A 25844-nucleotide genomic window follows, 5' to 3' on the forward strand; every position below is an offset into this window, starting at 1 on the left:
TCCTCAGCCCTCCGCTTTCTGTGCTTTGGCCTGCTGGCGGGCAAAGATCATGAGAATGATCAGAACCATCGTCAGGAGGATCATCGAGGCCGCTGCTCCGAATGGCCAGTTGCCCGCGTTGCCCTTGAACTGTTCTTCAATCAGGGAACCGATCATCAGGTTTTTGGCGCCACCAAGAAGATCGGGTGCGAGGAAGGAACCGAGCGAAGGCACAAACACCAGAATGCAGCCGGCAATGACACCCGACTTCACCGATGGCAGCAACACACGCCGCAGGGTGACCCACTTGTTGGCGTAAAGGTCCGCCGCAGCCTCGCTGAGCGCAAAATTGTAGCGCTCGACAGCCGCGTAGATCGGCAGCACCATGAAAGGCAGATAGGAGTAGAACAGGCCCAGCTGCACCGCGAAGTCCGTGTTCACGATGTGGATCGGGCTGTCGATCAGACCGATGGAAATCAGCAGGTCGTTGAGCGGTCCCTGGTCCCGCAGCAGGAATTTCATTGAAACTGTGCGGATCAGCAGGTTGACCCAATACGGAATGGTAATCAGGAACACCCAGATCGGCCTGACATGCGCCGGCCGCGTTGCGATGTAATAGGCGGTCGGAAAACCGATCACCAGACTGAGCAGCGTTGCAGCCCCTGCCTGCCAGATCGAACGCCAGAAGATTGTGATGTAAGTCCATTCGATCTTTGGAGGCTCGTCCCCGAACAGACCGCGATCGAAGAAGAACTGGTCATAGGCCGCCAGCGAGAATTCCCAGATGACCCCTCCCCTGAACTCCTTCGTCAGGAAGGAATAGATCAGCATCAGGAACACCGGCGCTAGTGACAGCACCGCCAGGATCAGCCAAGCCGGCATCAGCAGCCAGTTGCGGGTCTCCGCATATGTGTCGGAAGCTATGCTTCCACCGCCTGTCGCACCCGCCGCCATCAGTCTACCAGGAGGCGTGCGGCCCCCAGCTCCATATTGACATAAACCTCATTGCCCGGCTCGAAGATCCGTTTGTTGCCACGGTCGGAATTCGAAGTCCGGACGGTAAAATTCGGGCCGTCCGCCAGGTCGATGATTGTGGTGATGTCCGTGCCGACAAAGACGTTGTCCAACACGCGCCCCTTCAGGCTTTCGCTCTCCGTCGGCTCCTGGGAAATGAACAACCTTTCGGGCCGGACGGACATGTGCACCTTGGAACCCACGTCAATGCCGTCAACCTGATTGCAGGTCAGCTCATGACCACCGCCCAGATGACAGATGGCCCGGCCGTTGACGACCTGATCGACGGAGACTTCGAGAAGGTTGGTTTCACCGATGAAGTCGGCCACGAACATGTTTCTCGGGCTTTCGTAGATGTCCCTTGCGGCGCCCAATTGCTGCAGTTCACCCGCAGACATGACCGCGATGCGGTCCGACATGGTGAGCGCTTCTTCCTGGTCATGGGTGACGAATATGAAGGTGATGCCGGTTTCCCGCTGAAGATGTTTCAACTCCAGCTGCATCGCCTTGCGCAGTTTCAAGTCCAGCGCGGACAGCGGTTCGTCCAGAAGAAGAACCTTGGGCTGCGGCGCAAGCGCCCGGGCCAGTGCAACGCGCTGCTGCTGACCGCCGGAAAGCTGAGAAGGCTTGCGCTGCGAGAATTGCGACAGCTGGACGATCTCCAGCATCTCACCAGCGCGCTTGCGGGCGTCTGCCTTGGACTTGCCTCGCATTTCCAGGCCGAACCCGACATTTTCCAGGATCGTCATATGCGGGAAAAGGGCGTAGCTCTGGAAGACCGTGTTCACCGGACGCTGATAGGGCGGCAGGTTCGCGATTTCCTGGCCGTACAGGAAGATGTCACCCTCGGTCACATCCTCAAAGCCGGCAATCATGCGCAACAGTGTTGTCTTGCCACAGCCGGACGGACCTAGCAGCGTAAAGAACTCGTTGTCCATGATGGAGAGCGATATTTTCTTCAAGGCAGTGAAGGAGCCGTAGCGCTTCACCGCGTCCTTGACATCAATCGCTATCGAGTGTTCTGCGGACAATGACACCTCCCTCTACACTGCCGATTTCAGCTGAGTATAGGAAGGCCGATTTCACTCCTTAAGAACTGTATTCCTCAGCGCACGTTAGCCTCAGCCTAAGAAGAAATACTGACACGCACCCTGATCTAACCAGAACGAAATTGAATCCGGTAACACATTGTAAAATTTCTATTTTTCCAATATCCTGAGTTCATATTTCGAGAATTTCTTCTGCTAGGTGACCATCCATCTTGTGTCATTGACAAGCTTCGGACGCCGCCTCCCGACACCATAGGTATTGTTTCGGATCTAGCTAATCCAAGCTGCGGAATTTTCGACTGTATTCATCTGCCTCCCAAACCTACCGTGCCTCGAACTTTCGATGAAAATTCAGATGGCGATGTCTTCAGAAACAAGATCAGAAACCGATGCGATCGGCACGCTCGATGTTCCCGCCGGGGCTCTCTTCGGCATTCAGACATCGCGTGCTCTTGCCAACTTTCCGATCACCGGTGTTCCCCTTTCGCATTTTCCCACGCTGGTAAATGCGCTGGCCATGGTCAAATGGGCTGCAGCACGCACAAACGCAGAACTGGGTGCGCTTGTCCCGGAAAAAGCCGAAGCAATCATCGATGCATGCCGTGAGATCATCGGCGGCGGACATCATGAGCATTTCGTGGTGGACATGATCCAGGGCGGTGCCGGCACTTCGACCAACATGAACGCCAACGAGGTGATCGCCAATCTGGCGCAGGCAAATCTGGGGCAGCCGGCCGGAACCTATGCGCTTGTGCACCCCAACGATCATGTCAATCTCGGGCAATCCACGAACGACGTCTACCCGACGGCGATCCGCTTGGCGGTGCTGTCGAAGATTGCCCCTCTGTGCCAAGCCCTTACCCGGTTGCAACAGGCCTTTGACGACAAGGCACGCGCTTTCAAGGACATTCCCAAGGTCGGTAGAACCCAGCTTCAGGATGCCGTACCGATGTCTCTCGGTCTGGAGTTTCAATCCTTCGCTCACACGGTTGGCGAAGACATTGAACGCCTGCAGCAGCTGGGCCAGTTGCTGACCGAGGTAAATCTCGGTGGCACCGCGATAGGGACCGGCGTCAATGCTCCCAAGGGCTACGGCAGGAAAGTCGTCGCCATCCTTTCGGAGATTTCCGGATTTCCACTCAAGCAATCCGGCAACCTGATCGAAGCCTCTTCAGACCTTGGAGCCTTCGTCACGTTCTCGGGCGTGCTGAAGCGCATTGCGGTTAAAGTCTCCAAGATCTGCAACGACTTGCGTCTGCTTTCCTCTGGGCCACGCGCCGGGTTTGGAGAGATCATTCTGCCCGCGGTGCAGGCAGGGTCTTCCATCATGCCGGGGAAGGTGAACCCGGTCATTCCGGAGGTGGTCAATCAGGTCTGCTTCCAGGCAATCGGTAACGACCTGACGGTGACCATGGCAGCCGAAGCCGGTCAATTGCAGCTGAACGCCATGGAACCCGTGGTGGCTTACAACATACTGGAAACCTTGAGAATTCTGACAAATGCGATCGGTGTTCTGACCGACAAATGCATCGTTGGCATTCAGGCGGATACAGATCGCTGCGCGGCGCTTCTGAATGACAGCCTGGTCCTGGCCACCGCGCTTGCGCCACATCTCGGCTACGACAAAGCGGCAAAAATCGCAAAGTTGGCTTTGGCACAGGGCAAGAGCATCCGCGAAGTCACCAGCGAAACCAACGCTCTGACACCGCATGCGCAGGACCGGATCCTTTCGCTCAGAACTATGATTTACGGAACCGCGGAATAACTTTTCCGCCTGCAAAACCCAACTCCAGTCAAAGGAGACCAGGACAAATGAAAGTGCTTGTACCCGTCAAGCGCGTGATCGACTACAACGTCAAGGTTCGTGTAAAGCCTGATGGATCAGGACCGGATCTCGCCAACGTCAAGATGTCGATGAACCCCTTCGACGAAATCGCGGTCGAAGAGGCTATCCGTCTTAGAGAAGGCGGTCAGGCAAGCGAAGTGATTGCCGTTTCCATCGGGGTGAAACAGGCTCAGGAAACATTGCGCACGGCTCTGGCCATGGGAGCGGATCGCGCAATCCTCGTGATTGCCGCAGACGATGCGGAAACCGATATCGAACCGCTCGCCGTTGCCAAGATCCTCGCCGGTGTCATCGAAGACGAAAAGCCGGACCTTGTTCTGTGCGGCAAGCAGGCAATTGACAACGACATGAACGCTACCGGCCAGATGCTGTCAGCGTTGCTGGGGTGGGCCCAGGCGACATTTGCTTCCGAGGTCCGAATTGACAGCGGCAAGGCCGTGGTCACGCGTGAGGTCGATGGCGGTCTTCAGACAATCGGCGTCAGATTGCCTGCGATCATCTCGGTAGATCTGCGCCTCAACGAGCCGCGCTATGCATCCTTGCCCAATATCATGAAGGCCAAAAAGAAACCTTTGGAGGAAAAGTCTGCGGCTGACTTTGGCGTGGATGTTTCTCCTCGGCTCCAGATCTTGAAGACCACCGAACCTGCGGCCCGCAGCGCCGGCATCAGGGTAGCATCGGTCGACGAGTTGATTGCAAAACTGAAGGAAGCGGGAGCAGTGTGATGGCAGTACTTCTTCTTGCCGAAGTGAACGACGGCACCTTGTCCACGAATGCGACAGCAAAGGCGGTGACGGCAGCCAGGCAGCTGGGCGATGTCACGATCCTTTGTGCCGGGGCCGACTGTGCGGCAGCTGCCAGGGAAGCAGCAACGATCGATGGCGTTTCAAAAGTCCTCTGCGCGGAGGATGCTTCGCTCGACAAACTTCTGGCTGAACCGGCGGCGGATCTGATCGTCTCTCTCGCGGGCGACTACACCCACATTGCAGCTCCGGCCACTACGAATGCCAAGAACGTCCTGCCGCGTGTCGCAGCCCTTCTGGATGTGATGGTGATTTCAGACGCGTCCGGAGTTGTCGATGCGGATACGTTCGAACGACCAATCTATGCAGGCAACGCGGTTCAGACGGTGAAGTCGCTGGACAACAGGAAAGTCATCACCTTCCGGACTGCATCGTTCGAGGCAGCCGGCACCGGTGGCAATGCCATTGTGGAACCGATTGCCTTTTCCGGACGGACGGACCTGTCTGAATGGATCGAAGACAAAGTCGAGGTAAGCGACCGTCCCGAACTGACCTCTGCCGGAATTGTTGTCTCCGGCGGACGCGGCGTCGGCTCGGAAGAAGACTTTGCTCTCATCGAAAAGCTTGCCGACAAACTCGGTGCAGCGGTCGGGGCTTCGCGCGCGGCAGTCGATTCCGGATACGCACCCAATGACTGGCAGGTGGGCCAGACCGGAAAGGTTGTGGCTCCCGATCTTTATGTGGCTGTCGGCATCTCCGGTGCAATCCAGCACCTTGCCGGCATGAAAGACTCAAAAACAATCGTTGCGATCAACAAGGACGAAGAAGCGCCGATTTTCCAGATCGCCGACTTCGGACTGGTTGCCGATCTGTTTGAGGCAGTCCCGGAGTTGACCGAGAAACTGTGACCCATGCTTGAAACGTCCCGGAGACCTCAGCTACCGGCTTCCTCTATGCCGGACAGCAAAAATCGATCGTTCGAGATCATCCTGAGTGAAGGGTTTTCGATGCTGGCGCTGACAGTCATTGTCGAACTGCTCGGCAAGGGAAACATTCGGGAACGAACGAGACGATACTCCTGGCGTTTCACAAGTGTCGACGGCCTGCCGGTTGCCAGTGAAATCGGCACGGTTCCAGCACTGGACGGCGCCCTGGGAAAATGTTCCCCGGGTGCCGTGCTGCTCGTACTGGGGGACGAAACCGAGCCGGCGCGATCAAGAAGACTTTCAGCTCACATCCGCCAGCAATGGCGGGAAGGCAGAACAATCATGGCGGTTGACCGAGGGGTTCTCGCACTCGCCGAGGCAGGCATTCTGGCAGGTCACGCCTTCACTGTTCACCAGGACTTCCGCACGGAACTCGACTGCAGGCACCCTGGTCTCACGCCGTCCGGTGCTGCCTTTGAGGTCGACAAGCGGATATCGACCTGCGCTGGCGGGTTCGCAATTGCCGACATGGTTCTGTCCATGATGGAAGACGACCTCGGCAAGGCGGCACGTTTGGCCGTGGAAGACAATGTTCTGTTCATCAGCCTTCACAAACCGGGGGCTCCGGCCACATGTACGCCCTTGAGAACGCTCACCCGGGACAATCCGGTTCTTGCCAGGGCGATCGAGATTATTGCGGAACGTCTGGATGAGCCGGATATCCTTAAATCCCTTTCCTCAGAGCTGGGCATTTCAAGAAGACAGCTTGAGCGCTACTTCTCAAGCACCTTGGAAACAACACCAAAGAAGTTCCTGACGGAACTCAGGCTTGAAAAGGCAGCCCGGCTGCTGACGATCGCGCAGACTTCGGCACTTGCGGTTGCCTTTGAATGTGGCTTCGGATCGCAAAGCACTTTCACAAAAGCCTTCAAACGCAAATATGGCGTCGCGCCGAAAAACTATTGCTGAGAGCTGTCCTTGGCTACGAGTTTTCGCGGGATGGCAGCTTTTGCGATGATCGAAAACAGCACGCCATCAAGATCGCCACGAAACAAAGGCGGTCATTCAGTGACGCCGGCGCGAGTGCACCTCCGACCAGCCCGGAGACGTTGATTTATGTCTTTCCGCAGCCAAACAGCCGCGAATGGCAAGGCAACGGGTAACGATGATGATGACCGAACCGGAAGGTCCGGTCACATCCTGTCTGCGAAGGTCAGTCGCCACGCACGACCGCCAGATAGGACTTCACCACCTTCTCGGAGCGAATGTCCCACAACACTTTCGTGCCCTTCTTGATGATCCAGGCATCGCCAGGACCGTAAACCTGGGTCTTGCCGCTTTCCTCATCGGTCAGGGCAACTTCCCCGTCGAGAACCGTTGCATGCTCGTCGAACCCGTAGGTCACACGGTATTTGCCCTTTGACGCGGAGAACCGTCCGCCGAAGACAGCATCATCAGGACCTCCAAGGTCGAAACTCCCAGCGAGAGAAACCGAGCCCTCTACCGTTTCACAGCCAATGTCTTCAGGCGTCCCCCAGGTTTCGAGCGCAGCATTGCCAGCTGTCAGGAGGTAAGCATGCATGGTCATAGTGGGTCCTCAGATTGTGATCTCATCAAGCACGCGATCCATCATCCGGTCGCAGGCTTCCAGTTGATCTTTGGAAATGAATTCATCAGGCTTGTGCCCCTGCCCTTCCATGGAGCCGGGGCCGCAGACAATTGTCGGAATGCCGAGCGTGTCGAAGACACCCGCTTCCGTACCGAAGGCGACCTTGGTAACTGCATTCGTCGCGGCCAGTTTCTGCCCCAAGGCCACAACATTCGCGTCTGCCGGCACATCAATTCCGGGATAGGCGTTGTACCGGTCGAGCTCGATCGACGCGCCTGAGAAGGCCTCACGATACCTGTCGGTAACACGGTCTGCCGCTTCCCGTATCCGGTCCATGATCCCGTCGGGCGGCTCCGTCGCCAAGTGCCGGTATTCGAAAACCAGCTCCGAGCGATCAGGTACGATGTTCAACGCCGTTCCTCCGGATAACTTGCCGACATGAACCGTGCTGTAGGCAATGTCATAGGCTTCGTCACGCGCGCCATATTCTCGCAGCCAGTCCTGAATGCCTTTCAGTTCAACCACGAAGTCGGCCGCCAGATGCAACGCATTGACAAAAGTCGGAGCCAGGGCCGAATGGCCGCTTTGACCGTGGCAGACAGCCTTTAGCGCTGCCTTGCCCTTATGGCCGATGGCAACCTGCATTTCCGTGGGCTCGCCAACCAGACAAGCACGCGGCTTGCCCAGGAGCGAAGACAGTCGAGCCGTCATTTTCTGGATGCCGACGCAACCAATCTCCTCGTCATAGGAAAAGATCAGCTTGAGCGGTTCCCGGAGCTCTTGATTTGAAGCCCGGTCGGCAGCACTCAGCATGCATGCCAGGTAACCTTTCATGTCCGTCGTTCCGCGCCCGAAGACCCGTCCACCTTCATCGGTTAGTCGAAAGGGATCGCGGGTCCAGGCCTGCCCTGTCACCGGCACGACGTCCGTATGTCCCGAGAGGACTATTCCGCCTTCGGTCGGTCCGATCTCGGCATAAAGACCCGCCTTCTGTCCGCTGTCGTCGCCGATCCGGGTGAGACGAAAATCCCTTGCCTTCAGGTAATCCTCAATGAAGTCGACAATCTGCAGATTGGACTTTTCGCTGACGGTGTCGAAGCCGATCAATTGCTCCAGCGCTTGGAGTGTCTGTGTCATCCTGCTCCCTACCGGTCCGCACGGGCTAGCCGGCCTGACAAGATCAGACCGGCTCTCCAGGTTTCCGTCTTGTTATTCCGCCGCCAATTGTGTGATCTCACGACGGAACGGAAGGTCGTCGCCAATGTCGGAGCCGTCAAGCTCGCGCGCATATCTGTGGCCGGCATAGGTGGCCCAGGCGATCGGTCCGGGCGCGTTGGCATCGCCGATAATCTTGACCGACTTGATCCCTGCATCCGCCCATTCGGCTTCACGTGCCTTCAGGTTCAGATAAACGCCGTTGTTCTCCAGTCGCGATGCGACCATGACCACCGCATCACAGCCAAATTTCTGGCTCATGTCGGTATAGGTGCAATTGGAGACGACATGTCCCTTGCCGATTGCCGTGACGCCGCGGTTCAGGACGATGTTCACACCCATCTCGGCAAGCTTCTTGTGTATGGCGTGCTGCTCCAGCGTGTTAACGGTCCAGTCAGACAGGTAGGCGGACGGCGTGATGATCGTGACATCGCAGCCTTCCTTGGCCAGCAGCTCCGCCATGACCCCGCCCATGTAGTAGTGATCGTCATCATAAATCACGACCTTTCCGGTTGGCAGCTTGCCGTCCATGATGTCGTCCGGCGTATAGATCGGCATGGAAGCATCCATGGCAAAGGGCACCACATGCTGCCGGCTGACACCGTCGGAACGCCATTTGGAACCGGTGGCGATGCAGACGTTTTCGAAACCGAATTCCAGAATATTCTCCGCATCCAGCTCACTGTCGAAATAGGTTTCGACATTTGCCTTCTGGCTGATCTGGTATTCGCGATATTCAAGTACACGCCCCCAGGCACTCAATCCCGGCAGACGCCGTTCCCTGGCAACGCGGCCACCCAGTTCAGTGGTCGCTTCGGCAATGGCAACGTCATAGCCCCGTTCGGCCAGCGCACGCGCGGCTTCAAGTCCGGCCGGACCCGATCCAACCACAAGAACGTTGGAGCTATCGCCCTTCTCGTTCATCCGTTCGGGATGCCAGCCCTTGCGCCATTCTTCCATGAAGGTCGGGTTCTGCGTACACCGGCTGATCGACATGGTCATGTCACCGGTAATGCAAATGTTGCAGCCAATGCATTCGCGGATGTCTTCGATCCGGCCTTCCTCAATCTTCTTGGGCAGGAACGGGTCCGCGATCGATGGGCGCGCACAGCCGATAAAGTCGAGCAGGCCCGACTTGATCTGTTTGACCATCGTATCTGCCGACGTGAAACGGCCGACCCCGACGATCGGTTTTTCGGTCAGTTCGTGAATGCCGCGGACCAGATCCTGCTGCGCGGCCTCTTCCTTGAAGCGGGAGGGGCCGGAGCAATCTTCCCAGGTGCCCTGGGCAAGATCCCAAAGGTCGGGCAAATCCTTGTTCATCTCGATGAAGTCACGGACCTCCGCGTTGGAAAAGCCCAGTTCGCCGATGGTTTCATCAAGGCTGACCCGCAGGGTGATACCCATCGTGTCACCGACAGCATCCTTCATGTCGGCAATCACCTCGTTGACGAAGCGGGATCGGTTTTCAAGACTGCCGCCATATTCGTCGCTGCGCTGGTTGGTTGCCCGGCTCAGGAAGTGTTGGAAAATTCCGAAACCATGAGCACCATACAGGCAGATCAGGTCAAAACCCGCTTCCTTGGAGCGTTTGGCCGCGTTGACGAACCAGCGGCGCAGATCCTTGATATCCGACCGGTCCAGAGCACGTGCCTGAACGGGATCGTTGGTGAAGGTCCGGATCGGCATTGCCGAGACCGCCAGCGGCACTTCCTTGGTGTAAAGGTTAGGGCCGTTGATGCCGGAATAGGCCAGCTGGATACCGGCGAGTGCGCCGAATTCCTTCATCTTTTCGGACATTTTGCGCAATTGCGGAATGTCCTTGTCTTCCCACAGGCGCAGCTCGATAAACGGCGTAATTTCGGATGTGTGGTGCATCTCGCACTGTTCAGTGAAGATCACGCCCCAGCCGCCCTGGGCCTTGATGCCGCGCATGGCAGCGGCAGCCGACGGGTCCCGGTAGCCACCCCCATTGCAGTGCGGAACCTGATAGAAGCGGTTCTTGGCCGTAACCGGGCCGATCTTCATCGGCTCGAACAGAATATCGTAGCGGGGATCGCGCAATCTTGCCTCCTCTCCAAGCAGTTGAGAGTGAGGATAGCTTTTGGCGGAGAAGACGAAAGACGAGCTTGCAGAAGCGTTGATTAGGACGAAGCTAATTCCGGACTTCTGAAATTTCGATCAGACGCCAAGGCCGGCGAAGTCACCGTTTTTATTGAGCAATTGACAATGCTCGACAAATGCACGGACAACGCTGGTTCGGTCTGCATCGTTCGACATCAACAGCCCCATTCTCATCGGCCGGACATCACCGACAAGGGGAATGAACTTGAGCGGTTTGCCATCGGGCGAGCAGTCGTTCAGGGGCCGGACATTTGCAATGGAATAACCAAAGCCGTTGGCAACGAGACTGCGCATCACTGCCATGTCACGCGTGCGCTCGGCGATATACGGCTTCACGTCGATTTCGGAAAAGAAAGACAGGAAATATTCCGAGCTGAAAGGCAGATCCAGCAGAACCATCGGATAGGCCTGCAGCTCTTCCACGGTGACATGGGGTGAATTGGCAAGCGGGTGGTTCTCGTCCACGATTGCGTAAGGGGGCAGTTCCATGAGCGTCTCGAAAACAAGATCGGCGGGCAGGTCCAGATCATAGGTCAGGGCGACATCTATTTCCGCCCTGCGAAGGTTGCTGAAGATCTCTGCCTGGTTCAGTTCGAACTGCCGAACACGCACATCCTCAAATTCGTTTTCGAAGCTTCTTCGAAGGGCCGGTAGAACCACCTGCGCGAAGGTCAGCAGGCAGCCGATTGCCAAGGGCCCCCGTACGGCACCTGCAATGTCGCAGGCCAGATCCATGAGCTTGTCGGCTTCCTGCAGAACATATTTGGCCTGCTCCATCATCCGGCGCCCGGCTAGCGTCAAGGACAGGCCCTGGGCATGCTGGCGCACAAACAGCGGCAGGCCGAATTCCTTTTCCAGCTGGTTGATCGCAGCCGAAATCGACGGGGAGGATACGTTCACCTTTTCAGAGGCAAGAGCAATGCTGCCGGCTTCACCGACAGCAACAAAGTACTCAAGTTGCCTGAGCGTATATCTCAGCAATACGCGTCCCCGGACTCTCATGTTGCGTTACGCTTTGTATTTTATCCAAGTTGTCTTCAAAGCGGTATACTTTTCAAGAGAGTGGAGAGACAGGTCGCGGCCGAAGCCCGACTGCTTCATGCCACCGAACGGCGTTTGAGCGGACAAGGCATCCACCGTATTGACCGACACTGTTCCCACATGCAGCTTTTCGGATACCCTGCAGGCACGGCTGAGATTGTCGGTCCAGACGGACGCCGCCAGACCGTATACCGAGTCATTTGCCATTGTGACGGCTTCTTCTTCACTGTCGAAGGCAATGACCGACAGAACCGGACCGAAGATCTCATCCTTGGCCAGCGGATCATCGTGTCTGACATCGTCAAAGATCGTCGGCTGCACGAAGCAACCCTTGCCATCGACCGTCACACGTTCGCCGCCTGCGACAAGATTGGCGCTTTGTTTGCCGGCCTCGACAAACCTCATGATGCCTTCGGTCTGTTTCTGGTCGACAATCGCGCCCATTTTCGAAGCTGGATCAAGCGGGTCGCCCGGCTGAGTGGTATTTGCGCGGGCGATCAGTTTTTCAACAAACGCGTCCTTGATCGAGCGCTCGACATAGAGCCGCGAATTCGCCGAACAGACCTCTCCCTGATTGAAGAAGATACCAAAGGCCGCCATGTCTGCCGCAGCATCGAGATCTTCGCAATCGGCAAAGACAAGATTGGGACTTTTACCGCCCGTTTCCGGCCAAACCTGTTTCAGGTTCGATTGACCGGAATACTGCATGAACATCTTGCCGATCGCAGTCGAACCGGTGAAGGCCAGACAGTCCACGTCCATGTGCAGGCCAAGCGCTTTCCCGGCGGTTGCACCAAAGCCCGGTACGACATTGAACACTCCATCGGGAACACCGGCCTCGGCAGCAAGCTCGGCCAGCCTGAGAGCGGAGAGCGGCGATTGCTCCGCCGGTTTCAGGACAACGGAGTTACCGGCCGCAAGCGCTGCCGCGGCCTTCCAGGTTGCCATGTCGAGCGGGAAGTTCCATGGCGTTACGGCCCCGACGACCCCAAGCGGCACACGCGCAACAAGCGCCAGGTCACCCGGCCCCGTTGGCGCGACCTCGTCGTAGACCTTGTCGATCGCTTCCGCGTACCACTGGAAGAAATGTGCGGATCCGGGCGCATCAATCGTGACGGCAACATTGACCAGCTTGCCCATGTCCAGGCTGTCGAGCAGCGCCATTTCCTCAAGGTTCTCGCGGATCAGCTCGGCCAGTTTCAAGAGAATGGTCTTGCGATCTCCTGGTGCCATGCGGCTCCAGCGACCGTCTTCAAATGCCCTGCGTCCGGCCGCAACGGCGAGATCGACATCCGCGGCATCGCATTCAGCTACTGTCGTCAGAACACCGCCTGTCGCAGGATTGATGCTGTCGAAGGTTTTGCCGGATTGCGCGTCGACGAACTTGCCGTCGATAAATGCCTTGCCACGAAACTCAAGCTGCGCGGCTTTCGACGTCCAGTCCTGATGAGTGAGCATATTGTCTCCCTGATTTATTCGTCGCCCGGAACGCCGTAAGACGGTGCTTCGCGCGGATCGAGCGCACGCATCACATAGGCGTCCAGTTGCGGTTTGTAGATTTCCCAGGCTGTTGCGACCGCTTCGATCGGGCAGTCTTCGGTCCAGTCACATCTGAGATCCGCAACCGGCCAGCTGACCTTGTCCACCAGCTTCAGACCGGCAGAATGCACCGGACCTGCTTCGCCGCCAGCTGCCAGACCAGCCCGCATCGCTGCAATCAGACGGTCTCCAAGGTGTCCGGAAGAACTCAGAAAACCATCAACAATGGCTTGGGGAACGGTATCGTTTGCCAGAAGGTTGCCGCCGGAAGCGACATTTTCAGCCTTCGCCTCCGTCCAGATGCCCAAGGAGTTCGGCCCGGAGTGAATCGCGCTCAGCCCGTCTCCGTCCACGGCGAGCACCTGCCGGTATTCAATGAACTTTCCGCGCTGTTTTACTTCCGCGATGGCCGCGGCGGCGTCCAGCCCTTCTTCCATCAGGTTGAGCGCAAGCGGGCCGAGTGTCGGGTCAGTCACGTTTTGCGATGCAACTGCCCCCACCCCGGCACGGGCATAAGAGCACCGCGCGGCAACGGCCGGGGAGGAAGAGGAAATCGCAACGCCAAACATTCCCGTCTCGGCGCAACGGGCTACGAGAGAGAAGGTCATGGGATCAATCCGGAATAACGGCGGTGCCGTCGATTTCGACCAGCCATTCCGGCCGTGCCAGAGCCTGCACGACAAGACCGGTCGAGACGGGATGCACACCTTTCAGGTACTCACCCATGGTTCTGTAAACGGCCTCGCGGTGACGAACATCGGTGATGTAGACCACCACCTTCACAAGATGCTCCATATTGCCACCGGCCTCCTCGATCAGTTGCCGGATGTTCTGCATCACCTTGTGGGTCTGTTCCACCGGGTCATGGCTGTCGATATTGACGGCGTCATCGAGACTTTGCGGACATTGCCCCCGCAACCAGACGATCTTGCCACCTTCCGTCACCACTGCCTGGCAAAGGTCATTGTCCAGGTTTTGCTCCGGATAGGTTTCCTTCGTGTTGAATTTCCGAATTCGGGTATGCGCCATAGTAATCTCCGTCTGATCCGGCCCCAAAGACTTCGACGCCGAAGTTTTGCGTGAAACCAAAGCGCAAAAGCCGGGCGATCCGGATCGATCCTCCACCGGCATGGGATATGTGTGCGGAGAGAATTTCACACCCAATCGCCTCTCCCAAGAACGGACTGGCTTACCATTAATTAGGACCTTCCTAACCACGGCGCTATCCAGACAAACTTATGGCCGGGAAGCAACCTTTCGAGCCGCAAAAGGGCCGGATTCCGCCGCTTTTCAATGGAATTAGGCAAAGCCCAATCAACGCTTCACGAAATCATATTTTTTGTGATCCGGGCACGTCCGTAGACTGATCGGCAATGCAGGTGAGTATCCCTGAATGTCAGAAAAAGGACGCTGAAATGCCGATTGAAAAAACAGATACGCTCGTTGTAGGCGCTGGCCAGGCAGGCGTCGCCATGAGTGAGCACCTGAGCAATTGTGGCGTGCCTCATATCGTACTGGAACGCAGCCGGATCGCGGAGCGCTGGCGGTCGGAAAGGTGGGATTCTCTTGTTGCAAACGGCCCCGCCTGGCACGACCGGTTTCCCGGCCTGGAATTTTCCGATGTCGACCCTGACGCCTTTGCGTCAAAGGAGCGGGTTGCCGACTACTTTGTCGAATACGCCAAGAAAATCAACGCACCGATCCGCTGCGGCGTTGAAGTCAAATGCGTTTCAAAGAACGAAGGCAGCAAGGGCTTCACGGTAGAAACCTCAGACGGCACAATCGAGGCAAACAGCGTCGTTGCCGCCACCGGTCCGTTCCAGCGTCCGGTCATTCCACCGGTCGTTCCTGAAAACGCAAATGTCCTGCAAATGCACTCCAGCGCTTACCGGAACCCTGATCAACTGCCTGAAGGTGCGGTGCTCGTTGTCGGGGCGGGATCTTCAGGTGTCCAGATCGCCGATGAACTGCTTCAATCCGGCAAACGCGTCTATCTCTCGGTTGGTCCGCATGACCGTCCTCCACGCGCTTATCGCGGCCGCGACTTCGTCTGGTGGCTTGGTGTCCTGGGCAAATGGGATGCAGCCGCACTCGACCCGGGAACGGAACACGTCACCATCTCCGTCAGCGGTGCCGACGGCGGGCGCACCGTCGACTTCAGGCGTCTTGCGCATCAAGGCATGACCCTTGTTGGCCTGACCAAGTCCTATGAGAATGGCGTCGTGACTTTCCAGTCTGACCTTGCAGACAACATTTCTCTTGGTGACGAAAACTATCTGTCTGTCCTCGACGAAGCCGACGCCTACATCGCCCGCAATGGACTTGACCTCCCCGAAGAGCCTGAAGCCCGCGCGATTGCGACGGACCCGGACTGTGTGACAAATCCGCTTCTCGAGCTCGATCTGGCAGAAGCAGGCGTCACGACGATCCTGTGGGCAACCGGCTTTGCGGTCGACTACGGCTGGCTGAAAGTCGATGCATTCGACGAAAACGGCAAACCCAATCACCAGCGCGGAATTTCAACCGAGCCCGGCATTTACTTCCTTGGATTGCCCTGGCAGTCGCGACGGGGATCTTCCTTTATCTGGGGTGTTTGGCACGATGCGAAATTCGTTGCCGATCACATCGCAACTCAGCGCAAATATCTGGCATACAGCTCAGCGGAGGAACGCCAGCTGGAAAACGTCTAGACCGGAAACCATAAGGGACGAAAAGGTGACGTTTTGAAACCAACCCATACGGCGTCGCCCTTCGGCTGCTCAGTCCCCTCAAACGCAGCCCGCTGCTCAACGGAATGTGTGTAGCGCTCCCTCCCCCCGACTTGCCATTATTCAGGCGCCGCGGATGTCGGTGACATGACATCCGCGTTTTTTTCTGACGCTCTGGATCTCCCGGCTATGCCTATGCATCAAGCACCCCGCTCCCAAACCCTGCTCACCGTCGACGATGTTCTGAGAAGCAGCAATTGGTATGCAGACCTGCTGCAGCTTCAACCTTTGGGCAACTCGGTCGAGGAAACCCACGGCAACTCCTACAACCGCCTCTACCACGGTGACGATCTGGTGCTGCAACTGCATGCCTGGGACATTGAAGATCACCCGAACATGGTGGATCGCGACCTTGGACCGGCAGGACACGGTGTTCTGATCTGGTTTGAAATTTCCGACTTCGGCGACGCGGTTGAACGGGCACGTACCTTGACCGCAGAAATCATCCAGGGGCCACTTGAGAATTCGAACTCCGGACAACGCGAACTCTGGTTGCGCGATCCCGACGGCTATACCGTAGTCCTGTCTGCGCCAGCTGATTGAACGGGCCTGCCGGAAAAACACCAAAAGATACCGAGTTTGCGGCTCCTCACGACTGCCTTGGGCAGTCATTTGGTCTCGGCGCTATAGATGCCATCCCAATCTTCAGGAGGCGGCGAGGACTGAAATTGCTCGATCCTGACCCGGAACATCTCGGCCAGACTTGCAAGTTCCGGGTTCAGGGCACCCTTCAGGTCTTTGCAGACGGCAAGCGCTGCTGTCCAGTTCTGGCTTCTGTACTCTTCCAGCAACGTTTCAAAGTGCGATTTGCAGCTCTGAAACTCTTCACTGCGTGCGACCTCTTCATCCCCACACAGGCAATAGATCCGTTCCGGTTCCTGTTTGCCTTTGACCCTCAGGCGGTCGATTTCAATGATTGCGAACTGGTCGATGACTTTCTGCGCCGTCGCCTCACCCAGGATGATAGTCGTGCCGTAGGTTTTCGTCTGCCCTTCAAGACGGGAGGCAAGATTGACCGCATCGCCCAAGACCGAATAATCGAAACGGAATTCAGACCCCATGTTTCCGACAACACAGTCTCCGGTGTTGATACCGATGCCCACATTCAACGGGAAAAAAGGCCGCCCTTCCGCCTCCGCTTCCTGCTCGCGTTCCGCGTTGATCGCGTGCATGCGTTGAAGCATCGCCAGGGCCGCCTTGCAGGCGTGAATTTCGTGATCCTCATCGTTCAATGGCGCATTCCAGAACGCCATGATTGCATCGCCCATGTATTTGTCGATCGTCCCTCGCTGATCCATGATCGCGTTGGAAAGTGGTGTCAGAAACCGGTTCATCAGGCTGGTCAAACCTTGCGGATTATCTGCAAAACTCTCCGAAATCCGCGTGAAATTGCGAACATCGGAAAACAGGATCGTCATGCGTCGCCGTTCACCACCAAGCGTCAGGCTTTCCGGATCGCTGGCAATCTGTTCCACATAATCAGGTGCCAGGTATTGCCCGAACGCAGAGCGGATTTCCTGCCGCTGCACTTCTTCACGTCGATAGTTGATGAACACGAGCAGAAGAAAGCAGCTCAGACTGGTGAGCAAAGGATATCCGGCGTCCAGCAGCATTTTCTTGCTGGCAAACAGGTACCAGCTTCCGGCTGCCCAACTGGCGGCAAGCACGAACCCGAACGCGAATACCGGCAGTGCTCCGAGGATCGGCACCAGATAGATCGTAAGAAGCGACAGAACCGCGGCAGCCACCAGCTCCGCCCCCAGCGCATAGTTCGGCCTCGTCAGGAACGACTGGCTGAGAATGTTCTCAAGGATCTGCGCATGTACCTCGACACCCGGCATGGCAGGGTCAAGCGGCGTTGCCTTCAGGTCCAGAAGACCGGTTGCGGACGGGCCGATCACCACGAGGTGGTTCTGGATTCTGGCGGGATCGAATGCGCCGGTGGCAATGTCGAAAGCCGGTACGAACCGGTCCTTGATCGAAGGTGAGTAGTGGATCCAGATCCGGCCGTTGCGATCGGTTGGAACCTCCACCCCGCCCACGACGACACTCCTGATCCCTGCTTCGTCACTTTTGACCGCAAAGGCGTTCTGCCCGGTGGCGACACGAAGCAGTTCTATGCTCAGTGCGGGCTGGATCTTGCTGTCGGCAATGGCCACAAGGGCGGCCCGGCGCACGATGTTGTCAGGATCCGGGTTGACCGAAAACAATCCCTTTCCGGTTGCGGCCTGTTCCAGGACATCAATATTCCGCAGAAGTTTGGGGTAATCGAACATGAAGTTGGTGGGGTCCGGCCCCATAAGCGCGACCGGTGTTTGGGACTGCTCCTGCCGTTCCACCTCCGCAATTTCCATTCGACCGGCCTGTCCGACAACCACCCGCATCTGCTGCATGGTCTTGCCAAGCGTCTCGTCCGTGCTCGGAAGGCCTGCCAGTTCATCGGCAACGTCAGCGCTTAATCCTGGCAGGGAGCGCGCGTACTGATCAGGCGACAGGCGGTCCGGCTCAGCGAACACGATATCGAAGGCAACTGCTACACCGCCTGCCTGCGCGATGTTTTGCAGCATGGTTGCGATTGTCGATCGTGGCCACGGCCATTGACCGAGCTCTGCAAGGCTCTTTTCATCGATATCAACAATGACGACGGGCAGCTTCTGGTAGGTTCGTGGTTTGACGACCTGATACAGATCGAACGTTTTCAAGCGAACGAGTTCGACCAGAAACGGATCCCACACACGAACCGCGAGCAGAAAGAACAGCAGGAGCAGCGCGGATAGCCGCGCAATCCCGAATACGGAACCTATCTGTCCGGCAAGGCGTTTCATCAGCCTTGGGCGCAGGTTTTCATCTGCATCCAGCCCCCTCTCACGAAATCTCTGGTCAGGCGACAACGGTTTCCGTTGACTGAACGCCATTGTCGGAGAACACGAAATCGATGACACCGCCAGCCTCAACAGACTGGAGCACGGCGACATCCTTGAAGTCGGATGTTTCTCCCGCGCCGTCCCGGTCCACACGAATAACAACGTCGTCGCCCTGTCGTGATACCTGAACGTAGTCATCGACGTTCTCCGGTTCAAAATTCGCAGCCAGCAACGCCTGCAAATCCAACCTGTCGACACCTACTTCAAAATCCACGATGACGTCGGCGACGTCTCCATGTCCAAGAACGAACGTATCGGCACCGGCCCCACCTGTCAGGGTGTCGCGCCCGGCTCCGCCATCCAGCGTTTCGGCGCGATCGGTGCCTATCAGGACGTCGTCGCCAGCACCGCCGATCGCCTTTTCGATGACTGTACCGAACGCCAGGCCGATGTTGTGGGTCATGCCGTTGACGGATGAATAGGTCCCCGGATTGAGATTTATGATAGCCGGCGCATCCCAACCGGAGAAGTCCAGCGCATCAACTCCGCCTGCATCATAAATGGTCAGAACCGGATCGACATTTGCCGAGAAGTCGTAAATCGTGCCGGTTTCCGTACCATTGAACCCATAGACCGTATCGCCGGAACGTGTTGTCGGATTGCTGCCATACTCTGCCTGGATCGCAGCAATATCCTCCACCATGGGCGTTTGGGCATAGATCCAGACGCCTTCTGCATTCCACCAGTCAACTCCGATACTGTCCGGAGACCGCAGAGACATTACGGTTTGCACCTGGGTCAGACTGCCATCATCATGTTCCAGACCGAGCGCATGGCCCGCTTCATGCAACAGCGTGAAGAACCCGTAGGTACCAACTAATGGCGACAGGGTTTCCAGGAAATCCGGATTGGTGAGAATGGTGCTGAGACCATCCGCCTCGTGGGTTTCTGCATAGTCAATGTTGGTGGAATTCAGGAACCTGATGGTCGCCGTCTCCCCTTCCGCGGCTTCAACAATAGTCAAACCGGAAATTTCTGCCCAAAGGGCCAGGGCCATAATCGCAGCGGCTTGCTGGGTCGCAGAATAAGCGGAGAGTCCATTGGACCCCAATCCCGTCGACGGGAACGCATATGTCACGGTTGCGCTCGGCAATGGATCGTGAACCTCCATGGCAGTGCCAGTGGTGTTCACCGGGGCCGGATCGCTGTTTGTCTCCGCAGGAAGCGCCTGATCGGCAACCGGTGCATAGGTGAGCGCAGCCACCTCAACCTCTTCGTCGTCATCTGCGGCACCCACGACATCGACGGAAGCTGTGGCGGTGGTAAAGCCTCCATTGCCATCTGAAATCGTGTACGTGAAGGTATCCGTTACCGTTTCACCTTCACCAAGAAAATCAAACGCATCCCCGGTATCATAAACGACCTGGCCATCGACAATCGAGACGCTCGCGCCGTAGGCACTCTTTGAAGCAACGCTGTAAAGAGTAAGCGTATCGCCTTCCGGATCCGTGGCATTTTCCAGGAACTGGACCGGCTCAAATGTCTGGCTGTCACCCGCCAGAACACCCTTGCGAACAATACCTGCAGTACCAATCACCAGACGTGCACCGACAAAACCGCCATCGGTTGCATCAAAGCTGCCGACGATGAATTCGATCTGGAAGTTGCCGTCCTCGGAGATCGGCACATCGATGGTTCGCGTCTCGGTAGAACCACCAACCGGAGTTTCCTCGAAAAAGACCAGGGTTCTTTCGCCCGTGTCGACATTGATCAAAACGGCTGTGATGGAAGCGGCATCACCACCCGCAAACGGGCGATAAACGAAGGTGACGATGTCGCCTGCATATCCGGCAAACTCGTTGCTGAGCAGGGATGGCCCGTAAACGGTTCCCCGGTTCGGACCGTCATTCCATTGATCAAGCCAGCCCGAGAAGCTGATGTCGGCGACATAATTGTCTCCGTCAATCAGTTCACCCGATTCATCGATGACAAAGGAATATTGGTAGTTGCTGACAATTTCCTCGCCATTGGGACCTGTTTGCGGACCCGTGATCTGCTGCCAGTCGACGAACCCGTTTTCAAATCCGCTGTTGTTGGTCAGGTTTGCGACAAGGACAATGTCCGGCACTTCCGGAACTTCGTTTGTGCCGTTTACCGAGATACTGACAGTCTGTTCCACGCTTTCGCCGTCCGGTGTGACAGCCTGAACGATGAAAGTCTCGGTCGCAACCTCACCTCTTTCCAGCGACTGGGCCGCATCATTGTCCAGCATGTAGATCCACTCGCCATTTGCAGCAATTTCGAACGTGCCATAAGCACCTTCAACTCCGCTTTGGGCAACAAATGACGGATTGTCCGCCGCATCGGGGTCGGAGGCGAAAAGTGTTCCGGAAGCTGAAAACACTTCGTCTTCGTACACTTCACCGGTCGAAACACCGGTGATCACCGGTGCATCTTCCTGGCCGGTGATCGAAATCGTGACCGTGTGTGTGACCGTCTCGCCATCTTCCGTCTTCGCTTCCACCTGGAACGTTTCTGTTGCGACCTCTTCACCCGCCAGCGCCTGTGCGGCGGCGTTGTCGAGCGCATATGTCCAGTTTCCTGCAGAGGTAATGGCAAACGTCCCGTATATTCCCGCAGTGCCGGATTGTGCGGTGAATGTCGGCTCGTCGATTTCGTCGGCATCTGTCACCGTCAGCGATCCTGAAGTGTTCGCGACACCATCCTCGGCAACGGCACCGGTATCAACACCGCTGATGACAGGAGCATCTTCTTCTCCGGTCACCATGACGGTGACAGCACCGGAGATGGTCTCCCCATCTGCAGTCTCAGCTTCAACCTGGAATGTTTCCGTCAGCGACTGACCGCCGGCCAAGGCTTGCGCTGCCGCATTATCCAGAGTGTAGGTCCAGTTCCCGCCTTCAGTTAACTCAAAGATCCCGTAGGCACCCGCCGTCCCTGTTTGGACAAGGAATGAAGGGGCATCAGAAGCATCCGCATCAGAAACAATGAGAGCACCGGAATCCACCAGCGATCCATCTTCCTGAACCGTCCCTTCAGAATCACCGGAGATAACAGGACCATCTTCCTCACCGGTCACAGTGATCGTCACATCCTGCGTGACAACCTCACCGTCTTCTGTGGTCGCTTCGACGGTGAAGACTTCCTCAAATTCTTCGCCACCCGCAAGCACCTGCGCAGCGGCATTGTCCAGTGTGTAGGTCCACAGACCAGCCGCATTCACCTCGAATGTGCCGTAAGTCCCGGCCGTGCCCTCTTGCGGCGTGAATGTTGGATTGTCGTTGCCGTCCGCGTCGAAAACGGAAAGAGTACCGGATGTCGTCAGGATCTCGGCGTCTTCCTCGACAGAACCCTCGGCATTCCCCGAGATGACCGGTCCATCTTCCTCGCCGGTCACCGTGATCGTCACATCCTGTGTGACAATCTCACCGTCTTCCGTGGTCGCCTCGACTGTGAAGACCTCTTCGAACCCTTCGCCACCGGCAAGTACCTGAGCGGCGGCATTGTCCAGTGTGTAGGTCCAAAGACCGGCCGCATTCACCTCGAATGTGCCGTAAGTTCCGGCCGTACCTGCCTGGGGTGTGAAGCTCGGGTTGTCGACGGCATCAGCATCAGAGACCGACAGATTACCGCTAGCACTGAAGACATTGTCTTCTTCAACCGAGCCTTCTGCATTCCCTGTGATGACCGGTCCATCTTCCTCGCCGGTCACAGTGATGGTGACATCCTGGGTAACCACCTCACCGTCTTCGGTCGTCGCTTCGACGGTGAAGACTTCCTCGAATTCCTCGCCACCGGCCAGAACCTGAGCCGCGGCATTGTCCAACGTGTAGGTCCAAAGACCGGCTGCGTTCACCTCGAATGTGCCGTAAGTGCCGACCGTGCCTTCCTGGGGTGTGAAGCTTGGGTTATCGTTCCCGTCCGCGTCGAAAACGGAAAGAGTACCGGACGTCGTCAGGATTTCGGCGTCTTCTTCGACAGGACCCTCGGCATTCCCCGTGATGACAGGCCCGTCTTCCTCACCGGTCACCTTGATGGTCACATCCTGGGTGACCACTTCGCCGTCTTCCGTTGTCGCCTCGACCGTGAAGACCTCTTCGAATTCCTCGCCACCGGCCAGAACCTGGGCAGCTGCGTTATGGAGTGTGTAAGTCCACAAGCCAGCCGCATTCACCTCGAACGTGCCGTAAGTGCCGACCGTGCCTTCCTGCGGCGTAAAGGTCGGGTTGTCATTGCCGTCGGCATCGCTCACCGACAGATTGCCGGATGTCGTCAGGATCTCGGCATCTTCAATGACAGCTCCTTCGGAATTCCCAGTGATGACAGGACCATCTTCTTCTCCCGTGACCGTGATGGTCACATCCTGCGTGACAACCTCACCATCTTCCGTGGTCGCCTCGACGGTGAAGACCTCTTCGAACTCCTCGCCACCGGCCAGAACCTGAGCGGCGGCATTGTCCAGCGTGTAGGTCCACAAACCAGCCGCATTCACTTCGAAGGTGCCGTAAGTGCCGACCGTGCCTTCTTGGGATGTGAAGGTCGGATTGTCATTGCCGTCCACATCACTCACCGACAACGTTCCAGATGTCGTCAGGATCTCGGCATCCTCAGTGACAGCTCCTTCGGAATTACCGGAGATGACAGGGCCGTCTTCCTCGCCGGTCACCATGATGGTCACATCCTGGGTAACAACTTCACCGTCTTCCGTCGTCGCTTCGACCGTGAAGACTTCCTCGAACTCCTCGCCACCAGCCAGTGCCTGGGCAGCTGCATTGTTCAACGTGTAGGTCCACAAGCCAGCCGCGTTCACTTCAAAGGTGCCGTAGGTCCCGGCCGTGCCTTCTTGCGGAGTAAACGTTGGATTGTCGTTGCCATCAGCATCACTCACTGACAGGTTGCCGGATGTCATCAGGATCTCGGCATCTTCGGTGACAGCTCCTTCTGCATCACCTGTAATGACAGGCCCGTCCTCTTCACCGGTCACTGTGATGGTGACATCCTGCGTGACCACCTCACCGTCTTCTGTGGTCGCTTCAACCGTGAAAACTTCCTCGAACTCCTCACCGCCGGCAAGAACCTGAGCAGCGGCATTGTCCAGCGTGTAAGTCCACAGACCTGCCGCGTTTACTTCGAAGGTGCCATAGGTTCCGGCCGTACCTTCTTGCGGAGTAAACGTTGGATTGTCGTTTCCATCCGCGTCACTCACCGACAGATTACCAGACGTGGTCAGAACCTCGGCATCCTCAGTGACAGCACCCTCGGCATTTCCAGTGATGACGGGCCCATCTTCTTCGCCTGTCACCGTGATGGTCACATTCTGGGTGACCACCTCGCCATCTTCCGTCGTTGCCTCGACCGCGAAGACTTCCTCGAACTCCTCGCCACCGGCAAGTACCTGAGCAGCGGCGTTGTCCAGCGTGTAGGTCCACAAGCCAGCAGCATTCACCTCGAACGTGCCGTAGGTTCCGGCCGTGCCTTCCTGGGGAGTAAATGTTGGGTCGTCGTTCCCATCAGCGTCGGAAACGGACAAAGTTCCAGACGTCGTCAGGATCTCGGCATCTTCGGTGACGGCTCCCTCGGAGTTACCCGTAATGACGGGTCCGTCTTCTTCGCCGGTTACAGTGATGGTGACATCCTGCGTAACCACCTCACCGTCTTCCGTGGTCGCTTCGACGGTGAAGACTTCTTCAAATTCCTCGCCACCTGCAAGAACCTGAGCTGCGGCATTGTCCAGCGCGTAGGTCCAGAGCCCTGCAGCGTTCACTTCGAACATGCCGTAGGTTCCAGCCGTGCCTTCTTGCGGCGTAAAGCTCGGGTTGTCGACGGCATCAGCATCGGAGACCGACAGGTTGCCAGACGTGGTTAGAACTTCGGCATCCTCATCAACAGCTCCCTCGGAATTACCGGAGATGACGGGCCCGTCTTCCTCGCCTGTCACGGTGATGGTGACATCCTGCGTGACAACCTCACCGTCTTCCGTCGTCGCTTCGACTGTGAAGACCTCTTCGAACTCTTCCCCACCGGCCAGAACCTGCGCAGCGGCATTGTCCAACGTGTAGGTCCACAGACCAGCCGCATTCACCTCGAACGTGCCGTAAGTTCCGGCGGCACCTTCTTGCGGAGTAAACGTTGGATTGTCGTTGCCATCAGCATCCGAGACATTCAACGTTCCAGATGTCGTCAGGATCTCGGCGTCTTCAGTGACGGCTCCCTCGGAGCTCCCTGTAATGACAGGGCCGTCCTCTTCACCGGTCACAGTGATGGTCACGTCCTGGGTAACAACCTCACCATCTTCCGTGGTCGCCTCGACGGTGAAGACTTCCTCGAACTCCTCGCCACCAGCCAAAACCTGAGCAACGGTGTTGTCCAGCGTGTAAGTCCACAGACCGGCAGCGTTCACTTCGAATGTGCCATAGGTTCCGGCCGAGCCTTCCTGCGGCGTGAAGCTTGGGTTGTCGTTGCCATCAGCATCCGAGACATTCAACGTTCCCGATGTCGTCAGGATCTCGGCGTCTTCAGTGACGGCTCCCTCGGCATTTCCAGTGATGACAGGCCCATCCTCTTCACCGGTCACCGTGATGGTCACATCCTGGGTGACCGCTTCACCGTCTTCCGTCGTCGCCTCGACGGTGAAGACTTCTTCGAATTCCTCGCCGCCAGCCAGCACCTGGGCTGCCGCATTGTCCAGTGTGTAAGTCCAAAGGCCAGCCGCATTCACCTCGAAGGTACCGTAGGTTCCGGCAGTGCCTTCCTGCGGCGTGAAGCTCGGGTTGTCGACGGCATCAGCGTCGGAAACAGAAAGAGTACCGGATGTCGTCAGGATCTCGGCGTCTTCCTCAACCGCTCCCTCGGCATTCCCTGTAATGACTGGCCCGTCCTCTTCACCGGTCACGGTGACGGTCACATCCTGGGTGACCAATTCGCCGTCTTCCGTCGTCGCCTCGACCGTGAAGACTTCTTCGAACTCTTCCCCACCCGCAAGCACCTGTGCAGCTGCATTGTCCAGCGTGTAGGTCCAAAGACCGGCAGCATTCACTTCGAAGGTGCCGTAGGTTCCGGCGGTGCCTTCTTGCGGAGTAAACGTTGGATCGTCGTTCCCATCCGCG

Annotated in this window: 17 protein-coding genes; 6 read left to right on the plus strand and 11 right to left on the minus strand. The window is 57.2% G+C overall.

Annotated features, from left to right (window positions below):
• Positions 1–3 precede the first annotated feature (3 nt).
• Both ABLO27_RS19760 and ABLO27_RS19765 read right to left on the minus strand, forming a co-directional pair.
• Positions 4–933: an ABC transporter permease gene (locus ABLO27_RS19760; protein WP_353034994.1), complete on the minus strand. Its 930-nt coding sequence runs from the start codon at positions 931–933 to the stop codon at positions 4–6.
• Positions 933–2024, minus strand: a complete 1092-nt coding sequence (locus ABLO27_RS19765; RefSeq protein ID WP_353034996.1) for an ABC transporter ATP-binding protein — start codon at positions 2022–2024, stop codon at positions 933–935. Before ABLO27_RS19765 ends, ABLO27_RS19760 begins: the two co-directional genes overlap by 1 nt.
• 361 nt (positions 2025–2385) lie before the next feature.
• On the opposite strand from ABLO27_RS19765, the gene ABLO27_RS19770 reads away from it, so the two are divergent.
• From ABLO27_RS19770 to ABLO27_RS19785, 4 genes are read left to right on the plus strand one after another with little or no spacing between them, the layout of a single operon-like run.
• Entirely contained in the window at positions 2386–3807 is a 1422-nt protein-coding gene (locus ABLO27_RS19770; RefSeq protein ID WP_353034998.1) for an aspartate ammonia-lyase, read from the plus strand.
• A gap of 47 nt (positions 3808–3854) precedes the next feature.
• On the plus strand, positions 3855–4613 hold the full coding sequence (locus ABLO27_RS19775) for an electron transfer flavoprotein subunit beta/FixA family protein (RefSeq protein ID WP_353035000.1): 759 nt from the start codon (positions 3855–3857) through the stop codon (positions 4611–4613).
• The gene (locus ABLO27_RS19780) at positions 4613–5539 is read left to right on the plus strand and encodes an electron transfer flavoprotein subunit alpha/FixB family protein (RefSeq protein WP_353035001.1); all 927 of its coding nucleotides are present in this window, start codon (positions 4613–4615) and stop codon (positions 5537–5539) included. The genes ABLO27_RS19775 and ABLO27_RS19780 overlap by 1 nt, the downstream gene beginning before the upstream one ends.
• Positions 5540–5584: 45 nt before the next feature.
• Positions 5585–6526 (plus strand): GlxA family transcriptional regulator, encoded by a 942-nt coding sequence (locus ABLO27_RS19785; protein WP_353035003.1) that lies wholly within the window; start codon positions 5585–5587, stop codon positions 6524–6526.
• A gap of 244 nt (positions 6527–6770) precedes the next feature.
• On the opposite strand, the gene ABLO27_RS19790 is transcribed toward ABLO27_RS19785, so the two are convergent.
• The 7 genes from ABLO27_RS19790 to ABLO27_RS19820 all read right to left on the minus strand — a co-directional run bounded on the left by ABLO27_RS19790 (position 6771) and on the right by ABLO27_RS19820 (position 14114).
• A complete protein-coding gene (locus ABLO27_RS19790; RefSeq protein ID WP_353035005.1) occupies positions 6771–7145 on the minus strand; it encodes a cupin domain-containing protein in 375 nt (124 codons plus the stop codon).
• 9 nt (positions 7146–7154) lie between these two features.
• Positions 7155–8303, minus strand: a complete 1149-nt coding sequence (argE, locus tag ABLO27_RS19795) for an acetylornithine deacetylase (RefSeq protein ID WP_353035007.1) — start codon at positions 8301–8303, stop codon at positions 7155–7157.
• 72 nt (positions 8304–8375) lie between these two features.
• Positions 8376–10445, minus strand: a complete 2070-nt coding sequence (locus ABLO27_RS19800; protein ID WP_353035009.1) for an FAD-dependent oxidoreductase — start codon at positions 10443–10445, stop codon at positions 8376–8378.
• Between the two features lie 117 nt (positions 10446–10562).
• Positions 10563–11486, minus strand: coding sequence for a LysR family transcriptional regulator (locus ABLO27_RS19805; protein ID WP_352941182.1), 924 nt, complete (start codon positions 11484–11486; stop codon positions 10563–10565).
• 27 nt (positions 11487–11513) lie between these two features.
• The gene (locus ABLO27_RS19810) at positions 11514–13004 is read right to left on the minus strand and encodes an aldehyde dehydrogenase (RefSeq protein WP_353035011.1); all 1491 of its coding nucleotides are present in this window, start codon (positions 13002–13004) and stop codon (positions 11514–11516) included.
• Positions 13005–13018: 14 nt separating this feature from the next.
• Entirely contained in the window at positions 13019–13693 is a 675-nt protein-coding gene (locus ABLO27_RS19815) for a DUF1028 domain-containing protein (protein WP_353035013.1), read from the minus strand.
• A 4-nt stretch (positions 13694–13697) separates the two neighbouring features.
• A complete protein-coding gene (locus ABLO27_RS19820) occupies positions 13698–14114 on the minus strand; it encodes a RidA family protein (RefSeq protein ID WP_353035014.1) in 417 nt (138 codons plus the stop codon).
• 386 nt (positions 14115–14500) lie between these two features.
• Between ABLO27_RS19820 and ABLO27_RS19825 the strand changes: the two genes are divergently transcribed.
• Both ABLO27_RS19825 and ABLO27_RS19830 read left to right on the plus strand, forming a co-directional pair.
• On the plus strand, positions 14501–15775 hold the full coding sequence (locus ABLO27_RS19825) for a flavin-containing monooxygenase (protein WP_353035016.1): 1275 nt from the start codon (positions 14501–14503) through the stop codon (positions 15773–15775).
• A gap of 213 nt (positions 15776–15988) precedes the next feature.
• Positions 15989–16396: a VOC family protein gene (locus tag ABLO27_RS19830; RefSeq protein ID WP_353035017.1), complete on the plus strand. Its 408-nt coding sequence runs from the start codon at positions 15989–15991 to the stop codon at positions 16394–16396.
• Between the two features lie 65 nt (positions 16397–16461).
• On the opposite strand, the gene ABLO27_RS19835 is transcribed toward ABLO27_RS19830, so the two are convergent.
• Complete coding sequence (locus ABLO27_RS19835) at positions 16462–18768, minus strand: CHASE2 domain-containing protein (protein ID WP_353035019.1); 2307 nt, start codon at positions 18766–18768, stop codon at positions 16462–16464.
• A partial coding sequence (locus ABLO27_RS19840) for a VCBS domain-containing protein (protein WP_353035021.1) occupies positions 18734–25844 on the minus strand: 7111 nt, incomplete at its 5' end. The genes ABLO27_RS19840 and ABLO27_RS19835, both read right to left, overlap by 35 nt.

The organism is Roseibium sp. SCP15, assembly GCF_040329435.1.
Classification (GTDB): domain Bacteria; phylum Pseudomonadota; class Alphaproteobacteria; order Rhizobiales; family Stappiaceae; genus Roseibium.